Source organism: Anaerolineae bacterium, assembly GCA_011176535.1.
In the GTDB taxonomy this organism is placed as follows: Bacteria; Chloroflexota; Anaerolineae; order Anaerolineales; family DRMV01; genus DUEP01.
Map to the genome: position 1 here is coordinate 24,087 of DUEP01000083.1, position 12,479 is coordinate 36,565.

General features: G+C 64.3%; 15 protein-coding genes. 3 read left to right on the plus strand and 12 right to left on the minus strand.

Annotation, left to right across the window (positions count from 1 at the left end; genetic code table 11):
• Positions 1–209: 209 nt before the first annotated feature.
• Positions 210–845 (plus strand): deoxynucleoside kinase, encoded by a 636-nt coding sequence (locus G4O04_07980; GenBank protein HEY58457.1) that lies wholly within the window; start codon positions 210–212, stop codon positions 843–845.
• Between the two features lie 112 nt (positions 846–957).
• Here G4O04_07980 and G4O04_07985 read toward each other — a convergent pair whose 3' ends face one another.
• From G4O04_07985 to G4O04_07995, 3 genes are read right to left on the minus strand one after another with little or no spacing between them, the layout of a single operon-like run.
• Entirely contained in the window at positions 958–1,863 is a 906-nt protein-coding gene (locus tag G4O04_07985; protein HEY58458.1) for an agmatinase family protein, read from the minus strand.
• A 4-nt stretch (positions 1,864–1,867) separates the two neighbouring features.
• Positions 1,868–3,190, minus strand: a complete 1,323-nt coding sequence (gene speE, locus G4O04_07990) for a polyamine aminopropyltransferase (GenBank protein ID HEY58459.1) — start codon at positions 3,188–3,190, stop codon at positions 1,868–1,870.
• Positions 3,191–3,206: 16 nt separating this feature from the next.
• Entirely contained in the window at positions 3,207–3,665 is a 459-nt protein-coding gene (locus G4O04_07995; GenBank protein ID HEY58460.1) for a hypothetical protein, read from the minus strand.
• 232 nt (positions 3,666–3,897) lie between these two features.
• Between G4O04_07995 and G4O04_08000 the strand changes: the two genes are divergently transcribed.
• Entirely contained in the window at positions 3,898–5,082 is a 1,185-nt protein-coding gene (locus G4O04_08000; protein HEY58461.1) for an FAD-binding oxidoreductase, read from the plus strand.
• Between the two features lie 106 nt (positions 5,083–5,188).
• Here the strand turns inward: G4O04_08000 and G4O04_08005 are convergent, their stop codons facing one another.
• The gene (locus tag G4O04_08005; protein ID HEY58462.1) at positions 5,189–5,983 is read right to left on the minus strand and encodes an SDR family oxidoreductase; all 795 of its coding nucleotides are present in this window, start codon (positions 5,981–5,983) and stop codon (positions 5,189–5,191) included.
• 24 nt (positions 5,984–6,007) lie between these two features.
• Positions 6,008–6,292 (minus strand): hypothetical protein, encoded by a 285-nt coding sequence (locus tag G4O04_08010; protein HEY58463.1) that lies wholly within the window; start codon positions 6,290–6,292, stop codon positions 6,008–6,010.
• A 49-nt stretch (positions 6,293–6,341) separates the two neighbouring features.
• Here G4O04_08010 and G4O04_08015 point away from each other — a divergent pair, with 49 nt between their 5' ends.
• Entirely contained in the window at positions 6,342–6,974 is a 633-nt protein-coding gene (locus G4O04_08015) for a hypothetical protein (protein ID HEY58464.1), read from the plus strand.
• A gap of 16 nt (positions 6,975–6,990) precedes the next feature.
• On the opposite strand, the gene G4O04_08020 is transcribed toward G4O04_08015, so the two are convergent.
• The 7 genes from G4O04_08020 to G4O04_08050 form a co-directional block, all read right to left on the minus strand.
• The gene (locus tag G4O04_08020; protein HEY58465.1) at positions 6,991–7,479 is read right to left on the minus strand and encodes a hypothetical protein; all 489 of its coding nucleotides are present in this window, start codon (positions 7,477–7,479) and stop codon (positions 6,991–6,993) included.
• Positions 7,480–7,558: 79 nt separating this feature from the next.
• On the minus strand, positions 7,559–8,521 hold the full coding sequence (locus G4O04_08025; protein ID HEY58466.1) for an ArsA family ATPase: 963 nt from the start codon (positions 8,519–8,521) through the stop codon (positions 7,559–7,561).
• Between the two features lie 32 nt (positions 8,522–8,553).
• A complete protein-coding gene (locus G4O04_08030) occupies positions 8,554–9,540 on the minus strand; it encodes a TRC40/GET3/ArsA family transport-energizing ATPase (GenBank protein ID HEY58467.1) in 987 nt (328 codons plus the stop codon).
• Positions 9,541–9,564: 24 nt separating this feature from the next.
• A complete protein-coding gene (locus tag G4O04_08035) occupies positions 9,565–9,843 on the minus strand; it encodes a hypothetical protein (GenBank protein HEY58468.1) in 279 nt (92 codons plus the stop codon).
• A gap of 5 nt (positions 9,844–9,848) precedes the next feature.
• Positions 9,849–10,241, minus strand: a complete 393-nt coding sequence (locus tag G4O04_08040; protein HEY58469.1) for a hypothetical protein — start codon at positions 10,239–10,241, stop codon at positions 9,849–9,851.
• Between the two features lie 4 nt (positions 10,242–10,245).
• The gene (locus G4O04_08045) at positions 10,246–10,620 is read right to left on the minus strand and encodes a hypothetical protein (protein HEY58470.1); all 375 of its coding nucleotides are present in this window, start codon (positions 10,618–10,620) and stop codon (positions 10,246–10,248) included.
• Positions 10,621–10,703: 83 nt separating this feature from the next.
• A partial coding sequence (locus tag G4O04_08050) for a carbon starvation protein A (protein HEY58471.1) occupies positions 10,704–12,479 on the minus strand: 1,776 nt, incomplete at its 5' end.

The following is a 12,479-nucleotide window of genomic DNA, read 5'->3' on the forward strand; positions in this document are numbered from 1 at the left end:
GTACCCCTGCTGCCCGAGATGCAGCCCGCGGCGGAGTCTGGGAATGACGCGCCCTCCGGCGCTGACAAGCCGGCGAAACTGGATGTCCACCAGGTGGGCGACATCTGCCCTGAATGCGGCGCGGCGGCCGTGGTGTACACCGAAGGGTGCGCCCGCTGCTACGCCTGCGGCTACAGCGAGTGCAAGTAGCCCTCACACGGAGGTCAGGCATGGGCAAGCATCTCGTGTTGGTCGCCGGCAACATCGGCGCCGGGAAAACCTCCCTCACCGAGCGCATCGGGCAGCGCTTGGGCTGGCACACGGCCTATGAATCGGTCAGCGACAACCCCTACCTGGCCGACTTCTATGCTGATATGCGGGCCTGGGCCTTCCACCTGCAGGTGTTCTTCTTGGAGCATCGCGCCGAGCAGCACTTGGAACTGGCGCAAGACCCCCGCTCGGCCATCGTTGATCGCAGCATCTACGAGGATGCTCACATCTTCGCCCGTGCCCTTCATCATTTGGGCCACCTGGACGAGCGGGATTACCGCACCTACCTGCGGCTCTACGACCTGGTGGTGCGGCGGCTGCCCCTGCCCGACCTGCTCATCTACCTGCAGGCGCCGGTGCCCGTTCTGCTGGAGCGCATCCGCCGCCGTGGGCGGGCCATGGAGCAGGGCATCACCGAGGCGTACCTGGCCCTGTTGGACCGCTTTTACCGCGAGTGGCTGGCCTCGTTTGACCTTTGCCCGGTGTTGACCATCCGCTCGGATGATGTGAACTTCGTGGACAAACCGGAGCACCTGGATCTGGTCATCCGCCGGATGCAGGACAAACTTGCCGGAAAAGAGGAAATCGTCTTCTGACTCCGGAAGACTTTCCCCCGGACGAAGCAACAGGGCCGGTCCCGAAAGTGAGGGCCGGCCCTGAGTGGTTTCTGTCCCCCTGTGGGGGGGAGTGGCGAAGGGCGATTGGCGATTAGCGATTGACGGTGGGGCTCTTTTCAGGGGGGTGTTGGGCAGGGGTCAGCGCCAGCAACATTTCTCGCACCAGCCAGGCGGCCAGGACGCCGGTGGCTCCGTGGGGGTCATGGGGCGGGCTGTATTCCACCAAGTCGGCAGAGAGCACCCGGCGCGCGGGTAACGCCTGCAGAACGGTCAACACATCTTCCACGCGCCAGCCCAGCGGTTCCGGGTTGCCGGTGCCCGGCGCCAGGGCGAGGTCGAGCACATCCAGGTCTACGGAGAGATGGATACGGGCCTCGGCGGGCAGGCGCTGGATCCGTTGCAACAAGTCCTGGGGCGTGGGGGCCAGCAGGTGGAGGGAGCGCGCCAGGGCGAATTCCTCGCGCAGGCCGGAGCGCGCCCCGGCGATGATCAGGCGTTCCGGCCCCAGCCATTCCAACGCCCGCCGGGCCCAGGCGGCGTGGGAGTAGGGGCTGCCCTGGTAGGTTTCCCGCAGGTCGGTGTGGGCGTCCAGCACGATGAGGTGAAAGTTGGGATCAGCGACCTTTTCCGGGCTGAGAAAGGCCAGGGTGGCGGTGTGTTCGCCCCCTAAGTACAGGGTGAAGGGGGCCTGGGTTTCCAGTTGGGCGCAGAAGTCCCTCAGGGCGGGGAGATGTTCCCCGAGGTTCAGCGGTTCCTCCAGGACGAGATCGCCCCGATCCCAGAGGATGAGGTCCTCCAGGTCGCGCTCCTGGTGGGGGCTGTAGGTTTCAATGCTTTCGGAAAAGGTGCGAATGGCCTGGGGGGCGAAGGCTGCCCCGCTGCGGAAGGAGGCCGTGGCCTCGAAAGGAAAGCCCACGAGTTGCGCCTGAGGCGCGTTCGCGGCGGGGCGAGCCGCCAGGAAGGGTTGGGCAGGCCGCAGGGCAAAGGGCGCGCCCATGGCATCACGCCTCCAGCAGCCGTTGCACAAAGGGGGGCAGGGTGAAGGCCGCGCGATGGACGGCGGGGATGTAGTAATGGGTGGAGAGGTCCAAGGCGGCGAAGCGGCTTTCCACCTGGGGCCAGTCCAGGGTCATGGGGTCGAGGCCCTGGGTAGCCAGGCTGAAACTCCACAGGCCGGCCGGGTAGGTGGGCACATGACCCAGGTAGGCATGCACCTGGGGGAAATGGGCGCGCATGGCCTGTTGGGTGCGGGTAAGCACCTCCGGCTGCAGCCAAGGGGAGCCGCTTTGAGCGGCGATGACCGCCTCGGGTGCCAGGTTGCGTTGCACCAGGCCGTAGAACTCGGCGGTGAACAGGCGCATGGCCGGGCCGATGGGATCGGGGATGTCCAGGATGACCACATCGAAAGGCTCGGCAGAGCGTTCCAGGTAGGTGTAGGCGTCCTCGTAAACTAGGCGGGCGCGGGGGTCGTCGAAGGCGCCCCGGTGGATGGTGGTCAGGTATTCCCGCGCGGCGCGCACCACCTCGCGGTCCAGTTCCACCATGACCACCTGCTCAACCGGGTGTTGCAGGATGGTGCGCAACGCGCCGCCGTCGCCGCCGCCGATGAGCAGCACTCGTCCCGGGTGGGGATGGGTGAACAGGGGTACATGGACGAGCATTTCGTGGTAGGCCCACTCGTCGGCCTCGCTGGTCTGCACGGTTTCGTCCAGCCAGAGCATCCGGCCAAATTGGAAGGTGTCCACGATGTCGATGTGCTGGTAGGGGGAGCGCAGGGAGAACACCGGCCCGCGGACGCGCACGGAGAAGCGGGTGTCGGGCGTCCAGGCTTCGGTGATCCAGTCCTCAGGTTGTTCCTCCAGTTCGTCGCCCCAGAGCACCGCCGCGGCGATGGCGCAGCCGTTCTTGACCACGGTGTGCTCGGCCGAGGCCACATGGTACTCGTGGAGTTCCAGGCCGCGCACGGCAAAGGCCTCTTCCACACGCCGACGCACCAGGGCCTCGACCTCGGCGCGGGTGCCAATGAGGTGGCCTTCCATGATCATCCCGCGCCCGTTGGGGCTGAGGCCCAGGCCCACGGCGGCGGCCACGGTGGTGCCGGGCACATCGCTGCACGATTTCACATACACGGTGGGCACCAGGCTGCCCACGGGGAACTCCCGCAAGGGCACCAGCCGCGACCCTTGCGGCACGATGGAGGAGACCTTGATGAGGTTCAAATCGTGAATACCGGCGTCCATCAGGGCGTTGTCGAAAGCGGTCAGCCCATCCACGCCTTCGGCGTGACCGGAGGTCAGGGAGACATATTTCGGCAGGGTGATCATGGGTTACCTCGCAGGGCTAAACTTCAAACGCTTCCTCCACGCGGTGTACCACGCGCATGGGAGGCAGGGGCTTGAGTTCGCCGCGACTGAGGCGTTGCTCGGCGGGCGTCTTGGGCATGTGCTCTGGGGTGGGGTAAAGCACTTCAGCGCGCAAGGTGTACCGCCCCTGGTGCGGCGGAGGGAGATGGAGGGTGAAGGAAAGATGGGGCAGCACCGGCTCGATGACATCCACCGAGGCTACTTCTTCACCAGCCTCGTTGAGCACCAGGACGATCACATGGGGGCGAAAGCGAAAACGGGTGAGGTGCACCTCCACATCCAGCAGGCGTCCGCCGTCCAGGGGGGTGAGCAGCAACCGCTCAACGCGCACCTCCTCTGGGGCGGCAGCGTCCTCGCCGGGTTCCTCGAAAAAGGCCCGGAATTGATGCAGCGGTTCGCTGGGATCGAATGACAGACCGTCGGTTTTTTTGTCCATAACACACCTGCAAACTGGGATGGCTGTGGAGCCTTCCCCCGTGTCAGAGCGGCTCTGAAGGGCCGTTTCGTCAGTCTCCACAGAAAGGCCCCGTCGCGCCACGACAGGACCCGGCGCCTAATTATACTCGTAATCGAAGGTTTGGGGAAAGTTTTGTGCTCCATCGGGTCGCGTGCTACAATGAGGGCAGAAGGTGGCAAGGTGCCACGATCCAAAAGGAGGAGAGGGAACCGTGACTCAAACGGCCGATGTGGTCATTGTGGGCGGCGGGGTGCATGGGGCCAGTTTGGCCTTCCATCTGGCCCAAAAAGGCCTCAAGCCCCTGGTGGTGGAGCGTAAGTTCGTGGCCTCCGGCGCCACTGGGCGCTCCAGCGGTCTGGTGCGGATGCACTACGACCTGGATCTGGAATGCGAACTGGTGTGGAAGTCGTTTTCCTATTTTCGCCACTGGGACGACCTGGTGGGCAGCGGCTTGTGCGGCTTTGTGCGCACCGGCTTCCTCCGCATTGTGCCTCCGGCCTACGAGGAGGCGTTACGGGCCAATGTGGCCATGCAGCAGCGCATCGGCATCCCCACGCTGTTGGTCACCGCGGAGGATGTGCAGCGCCTGGCGCCCTACCTGCGGGTGGACGACTTCGCCGTGGCGGCCTTTGAGCCGGAGTCGGGCTATGCCGACCCGCCGGCCGTGGCGGCGGGGTTTCTCGAGGCGGCCCGCCGGCAGGGGGCGCGGTTGCTGACCGGCGTGCCGGTGAGCGCCATCCTCGCCGACGACAGCCGCGTGCGCGGAGTGCGCCTGGCCGACGGAGCGGAGATCCACGCGCCGCTGGTGGTCAACGCTGCGGGGCCGTGGGCGGACCGGGTGGCACGCATGGTGGGCCTGGACCTCCCGCTGACCACCTGGGGCCACGATGTGATGTTCGTGCGCCAGCCGGCGGAGGTGGAGCCCCTGCACCCGGCGGTGATCGACGACATCCATGAGATGTATTTCCGTCCCGAACAAGGTCGCCTGACCCTGGTGGGGCTGGAAGTGGGCAACCCCCTGGGGGAGGACCCGGACACCCCCACCGAACACCCCCATCCCGGTTTCGTGGAGCGGGCTATCGAGCACCTGTGCCGACGCATCCCCGGCATGGAGCAGGGTTCCCTGCACAGCGCCCATCGGGGCTACGACGGCCTGACCCGACCGGACCAGCGGGCCATCCTGGGCCCGGCGGGACCGGAGGGCTTCTGGCTGGATTGCGGTCACAGCGGTACAGGGTTCAAGATTGCCCCGGCCACTGGGCGCAGCCTGGCCGAGTGGATGGTGGACGGCGCGCCCCGAACAGTGGACATCCGGCCTTTCCGTCTGGAACGCTTTGCGCAAGGCCGTCTGCTGCGCGGCGAGCACCCTTACGGCGACATCTGGCGGGAGGGGTGAGGACGCCCAAGGCGCAGGGCGGCAGAACAGGAGGGTTTGGCCGGGATTTTTGGGGGCCAAACCTTCTTGTTTTCATCCTGGCGCGCATGGAATGGCGGAGAGCCCCTTAGCAAACGCCTTTGTAGGTCCCTCCGTCCACATTGAGCATCACGCCGGTCAGGTAGGAGGCGGCGGGGGAGAGCAGGAAGACCGCGGCGCGGGCGAACTCCTCCGGCTCGGCCATACGGCCCAGGGGGCTGGCGGCGCTTTGTTTGGCGATCTCCTCTTCCACCGTGGTGCCGTTTTGCCGGGCGCGATAGGCCATGAGTTCCATCACCCGCTCGGTGCGCGTCCAGCCGGGGAGGATGGCGTTGAAGCGGATGTTCTCCTGGCCCATCTCCAGCGCCAGGGTTTTGATCAGCCCGATGGTGGCCAGGCGCACGCTGTTGGAGAGGATGAGGTTGGGGATGGGTTGCTTGACGGTGATGGAGGTGATGGCCAGCACGCTGGCCGCGTCGGACTGCCGCAAGTAGGGCAGGGCGGCGCGGATCAGGCGCACATGGCTCAGGAAGGAGAGGTCAACGGCTTTCTGCCAGGTGGCTTCGTCGAAATCCTCGAACTGGCCGGCCGGCGGGCCGCCGTTGTTGGTCACCAGCAGGTCCAGGCCGCCCAGGGCCCTGGCGGCCTGCTGGATGGCCTGCTCCGCCCCCTGGGGGGAGGTGAGATCCTGAGGGACGGGAACCACCACCGCGTGCGGCAGGGCCTGGCGCAGTCGGGCGGCGGCCTGGTTCAGCCGCTCCGGGTCGCGCCCGTTGATCGCCACCCGGCATCCTTCAGCGGCCAGCACTCGCGCCACGGCAAACCCCAGCCCCCGGCTAGAAGCGGCCACAAAGGCACGTTTGTCTTTCAGTCCTAAGTCCATGGTTCTCCTTCTGGGAAAAGGTGTTCAACTTTCGAGATCGGCCACCAGATCGGTCAGATCGCGCTCGCGCAATAGGCGACGCTTCCACACATTGACCACCGGCACGATGTACGGCAGCAGCCGCAGGGAGTAGTAGGGCGGCAGGATGGGCACGCCCAGCATGTCGCCGTACAGGATGAGGGCAAACAGGTTTTCCAGGTCTGCCCGCTCCCGGCGCAGCGCGCGTTCCAGTTCATAGAATAACATACCATACAAAAAGCCGCTGACCCATTCGCGGACGGTTTGCCACAGGGTGCGCCACTTTGACATGGGGCCTCCTTTGCGCTAAACTAAGGGAAACTGCTTTGTGGAGGTACCGGTGAGCCTGGGACAGTTGTTGGCCATTGGGATCAGTGTGTTGCTGGGGGTGAACTATGTGGCAGGGATGGTGATGAACCGACGCAAGAGCATGGCCTTGTTCCACTGGCTGCGAGAGGGCACCCAAAGGGTGCTCGGCCCGGTGAGCGAGGCCCGCTGGATTGGCTCGGCCTCCTCGGGGGCGCGGCTCATCGTGGCCCAGGCCCGGTCACCTTTTCGCCGCGTGGAGATGATTTATCTCATGGCGACCCGGGAGCTGTTGCCCTTGTTCTGGTTGCAGCGTTTGCGCAACCGGCGCGATGAACTGATCTTCAAGGCGCTGTTGCGCACGCCGCCCGGGATGGAATGGGAACTGGTGCATCCCAGCGATGGGCGCACGCAGCGCCGCTTGGAAGCAGAGGGCTTCTGCGCCGGGCCGGACATCGAGGGGTGGCGGCTCTTCCACAAGGGCGAACTCAGCCCCGAGCGGCGGGAGCAAATCCAGCAGATGGCCCAACGGTTGGGGAGCACCCTGCGGGGCTTTTCGCTGCGGCGCGAGCAGCCGCACTTGATCGTGCGGCTGGCGTTGCCGGCCGATCTGAGCGCCTCGGCCGAAGCGCTTTTCCAGGCGCTGGCTGAGGGTTTGCGGCTCTGAGGCTTTGCCCCATGTGTCAATGGCAGGCCACCTGGGTTGTGGCCTGACGGAGGGCGGTAAACCCTTCTTCGGGGCACCAGCCGCTGTATTCCAGTTCGATGTAACGGTCGGTGTGCGGGCAGGTCCAGGCGATGGTGAGAAAGGTCACTGTGTGCCGTCGCAAGGGCAGCCCGCGGCGTTTTTGGTGCACCCGCACGGTGGCGGGGTGCCCGTTGACCTGAAAGGGTTGTGCCCCGTTGGGGGAACGTTTGGGCGGAGAGGGGGCGATACGGATGGTCAGTTCGGCGGCCCAGCGGTGTGCGGGATGATAGACCACATACCAGGCCCGCGCGGTCACGGCCCAGCGTTGCCCACCGCGCTCGTGGGTGGCGCTGACTTCCGGCGGGGCCAGGCCCTTTTCCAGTTCCCAGCCTGCGGGCAGCGCCAGCCGCAGCAGGCGGAGCGAGCCGAACACAAGGTTGCGCAGCCGGATTTCGTGCAGGATGACCTCAATGGGTTCGCTCATGGTGGTTGCCTGCCAAGGCACATTGGGCGGCCCCACAGCCGCCCAATGTGCCTTTGGGGGATGAGGTTGGGGATGTGGTTCAGGCGAAGAGTTGCTCGGCCACCCGTTTCAAGATGGGCACGCCACGGACCTCGGTTTCGTAGAGCGGCAGCACCGCGCGCACCATGGGGCCGAAAAGGCGCTCGATTTCTTCCATGTATTCGGCCTGCATCTTCACCCGGTTCTTGACGAAGGCGTCGGCGTCCTGTTGGATGGCCTCGGGGTCGATGCGCATGTTGACCACCACCCCGCCGATGGGGATGCCGAACTCGTCGAACCAGTTGATAAAGCGCCGGATTACGGCGATGGGCAGGGCCTCGGGCAGGGTGACGAAGAAGAAGGCGGTCAACTCGGGGTCGGTGAGCAGGGTCTTGGCCCGGTCCATGCGTTCCCGGAAGCTGATCAGGTAGTCCATCAGGGGGTCTTTCTCCTCCTCTTTTTTCGAGAAGGAGAGTTGCAGCCGCATTTTGCGGGCCTCTTCGCGGCTTTGCATCATTTTGTTGACCCAGAGGGTATAGACCGAGGACATGCCCAGCAGGCGGCGGGCGTTGGCCGTGGGTGCGGTGTCGAACACATACAGTTCGTACTCGTCGCGGAACATGATGTCCAGCATATTTTCGAACATGGCCGACTCTTCAAAGGCCGGGTTCATGGTGGCCGTTTCGATGAACTCGTCGGCGCGGCCTTTGATTTCGGCGTACTTGAGGAACCATTCGATTTTCTCGCGGATTTCCTGCTTGGAGCGCTCGATGGTGTCCTTGGTGTCGATTTCGTAAGCCCACAGGTTGGGCACGCCCTCGACCGGGGTGGGCTTGCCGAACACATCCTGGTCCAGCAAGCCGGAAAGGCTGTGCACCGGGTTGGTGGAGGCCAGGAGCACCCGCTTGCCCTGTTGGGCGAAGCCTACGGCCGCCGCACCGGCCAACACGGTCTTGCCCACGCCGCCCTTGCCGCCGAAGAACACATATTTCAGACGCGGCTTGCTGGCGACGAACTCTTTCATGCTCAAGCGTTCCTGGGTGGTTACGGGCGTGGTCATAGCGTTTCTCCTCCGAACATGGCTTCGGCCATGCGCGCGATCATGTCCAGGCCGGCGATGTCGCGCTCCATCTCCGGGATCTCGGCCAGCACCTGTTCCCCGAATTGCTCGCGGATTTTCGCCAGGTACTTTTGCTGCATTTCGTAGCGGTTGCGCAGATAGGCCGGCGCGCGCTCCGACAGGGCCACCTCTTTCGGGATCACGCGGTTGACGATGTACCCGCTGATGGGGACATCGTATTTGGCAAAGAGTTTCGCCGCCTTTTCGGTGTCGATGAGGATCATCTCCTCGGGCACCAGGACGAAGAAGAAAGCCGTCTTCTCCCGGTCGGTGAGGATGCCGGACGAGGTGGAGATGCGGTAGCGGATGTCCTGCAACTCGGCCAGGATCTGGTCCTCGGGCAGTTCGCTCTTGTGCTGGATGCGGGCGGCCATTTGCTCGTACTCGCGCATCTCCTCCCGCAGTTTGGTGATTTTGCTGATCCACTGGTCATACACGCTGGACATGCTCAGGTAGTACAGCGCATGCCCCAGGGGCACCAGATCGTAAATGTAGTAGTCGTAGCCCCCCTGGACGATGATGTCTACCACCTGGTCGAAGATGGCCGATTCTTCCATGGCGGGTTCGGCCGAGGCGGCCTGGATGTAATCCTCGATTTCCTGGGGGATCTTGTCAAAGCCGTACATATCTCGGATTTTCTGCCGGATCTCTTCCTGATAAGCCCGGATGTGCTCATCGGCGTCGATTTCCTGGGCGTACAGGTTGGGCATGATTTCCACGGCACCCTTGCCGTAGATGTCGCGTTGGAAGATGTCGGAAAGGGAGGCCTGTGGGTCTACCGAGAAGACCAGGACCCTTTTGCCTTGTTGGGCCAGCCAGTAAGCCGTGGCGGCGGAGAAGGTGGTCTTCCCCAGGCCGCCCTTGCCGCCAAACATGATGTAGCGGCGCTCGGGATGCTCGCGGAACACACGGGCTAAAGACATCGTGTCACCTCACGAAAGGGGGATTTAGGCCAGGGCGTCGGTCAGGTCTTTTTCGCGCAACATGCGGCGTCGCCAGGTGCTAATCTGCGGCACCACATAGGGGAGCAACCGCAGGGAGTAGTAGGGCGGCAGGATGGGCACTCCTAACAGGTCGCCCATGGTGATGAGGATGAACAGATGCTCCATGCTGCCGCGGGTCTTGAGCGCCTGGCGGGCCATTTCATGGGAGGCCATGCCGTAGATGAAATCCAACACCGCGGCTTTGGTCTTTTGCCAGAAGGACCGTTTTTCTTGTTCACTCATGGTGGCTACTCCTGAGAAAGGTTGGGGGATTCGCCGGCCAGGTAGGCGGCGATGAAGTCCCGCAGGGCGGGGAGGTTGAGGTGGGCCAGGGTGAACTGGCGTCCATCGGGCAAGAGCAGGCTGGGGATGCGCCGCACTTTGTGACGCCAGCAAAACCAAAGCCCATAGAGGCTCCAGGGGTTGACCCAGCGCACCCGCAGCCGTCCGGGGAAGCGATGGTGCAGGTAGGCCAGCGCGCGTCGCACGGCGTAGGCGACTTCCTGTTGGGCGGTCACTTCGTCTTTCAGGCGGGCCTGGGTGAGAAAATCTTCGGCCACAACGGCCCCGCTGGGAGCCAGGGGGAAGATATCGGTTCCGGGTGCAGCGATCACCCATAAATCCAGGATGGGGATGGCCAAGGGGTCACCTCACAGGGTCCGTTTTTTCCAGCCAGCGCTGGATGCACTGAGTGATACGCTCTTCGTCCCAGGTGCTCAGCCGCTCCTCACCGCCCACGATGAAGGTGGGGTAGCGCCGCACGCCGCAGATGGCCCACCACAGCCCCCGCAGGGATTGGGCATCGGTCAGGGGGATGACGATGCGTCCGGCAAAGCGTTGGGCGGGGTGCTCCACCAGTTCGGAAAGCCGCTCCCATTCCTTCTGCCACTCCGGGGGATAGGCCTGTAGGTTTTCGCGATGCACCTGAGTGCCCACGCCAGCCTCGTCCAGGAAGACCTGGCAGTGGGCGCAGTGCATCATGCTGCTGATGGTGTGGGCGACGATTTCGACTTGAAGCATGGTGGCGTTTTGGGAAGGGAGGAGGGCGGCGCGCCACCCTCCTCCCTCGAGGCCTCAGGGGAACGGGATGGACGAGGCGGTCATCAATCGCCCGTGGTGGCCAGCTGCCCGGCCTTGGCTTTGTTGAAGGCCTTGAGGCCGTCCAGCAGGAGCATCAGGGCCGCGATGACCATGTAGAGGCCAAAGGCGGCCGAGATCAGGTTGCCGATGATGAAGCCGGTGTTGCCTTGACCCCAACTCTGGACCACGCCCTTCCAGAGGGCGTTGTACACCGTCACATAGAGCAGGGCGGCCAGGGTGGTGATGTACATGAAGATGCCGGGGATGAAGGTCCAGTTGTAGGCCCGGCCTTCACTGGCCAGCCAGATGGAGAGCAACAGCAGGGCGATGCCGGCGAACACCTGGTTGGAGCCGCCGAACAGCACCCAGATCCACTGCCAGAACCCGAAGACGATGATGAACAGGGTGAGCAATTCGGCCACGATGGTGCCGAAGTGTGGGTTCTTGAAGGCGGGGATGCGGTCGCCCAGCAACTCGGCGCTGGCCACGCGCATGAAGCGCAGCACCAGTTGCATCACGGTCAGGGCCATGACCACCAGGAAGACGATGCCGATGGCCGACCCCAGGTCCACCGGGAAGCCGATGACATTCATGAAGTGGGCCATGCCGTAGACGAACACGCCGCCAGCCCCCTTGACCAGTTTGTAGCCCTGGGCCGGGTCGTAGAACTTGCCGCTCAGGGCGAAGGTGGCGGCGAAGATGGTGGAGAGGGTGGCCAGCACGCCTTCCATAAACATCGCGCCACCGCCCACAGGCAGAGCGTCGGTCTCCTTCTCCAACTGGCGGGCCGTACCGGAGGTGGAGACCAGCGAGTGCCAGCCGGAGATGGCCCCGCAGGCGATGGTGACGAAGAGGATGGGCCAGATGGGGCCTAAGTGGGGCTGCCAGGCGGTGATCCAGGCCGGGATCTCAAAGGAGGTGTTCACGCTGCCGGTGAAGGCGGCTACCACGATGCCCAGCATGGAGCCCACCAGGCCCAACAGCACGAACCAGAAGGAGGTGTAGTTCACCGGCTGGGCGAATTGCCAGATGGGCAACACCGAGCCCAGGTAGCAGAAGACCAACATCACGATGGCCCAGAAGAAGTTGGCCCAACTCATGTCGCCGTAGCCCAGGGGGCGGTGGATGAAGGGATCGGGCCCCAGACCGTTGATCCACTTGACGAAGTTCTGGGCTGGGGCCGTAGTGCCGAACCAGATGCCCGCCAGGGCCAGCAGCACGGTCACCACCGTGGTGACCATGAGGTCCACCTTCCAGCGGTAGGTCATCTGGCCGGCCAGGACCCCGGCGATGACCAGGATGATGAACCCGACCGGCGCGATGGGTTTGGCCAGGATGGGAGCGATGAGGGCACCGAACGCGCCCATGATGAGCAGCAGGTAGATGTACAGGAACGAGAGCAGCAGGCCGCGGGCCCGTGGCGAGATGAAGCGGTACGATAGCCCACCCATGGTCATACCGTCGTTCCGCATGGCCAGCATCGCCGAGCCGTAGTCCTGGACCCACCCGATGAACAGCACGCCCAGGAAGATCCAGATGATGGCCGGCAGCCAGCCGTATTGCACGGCGACGATGGGGCCCACGATGGGACCTAAGGCGGCGATGGACTTGAACTGGTAGCCGAACAGCACGCTGGCGCTGGCCGGCATGAAGTCCACGCCGTCGTTGTAAAGCGTGGCCGGGGTGGCCCGTTTGGGATCGGCTTGAATGATCTCGCGATCCACCTTCTTCGAATAGATCTGATAACCACCGATCACCAAGACAATGGAGACAATGAGCATTACAAGTGCCATGGTTCC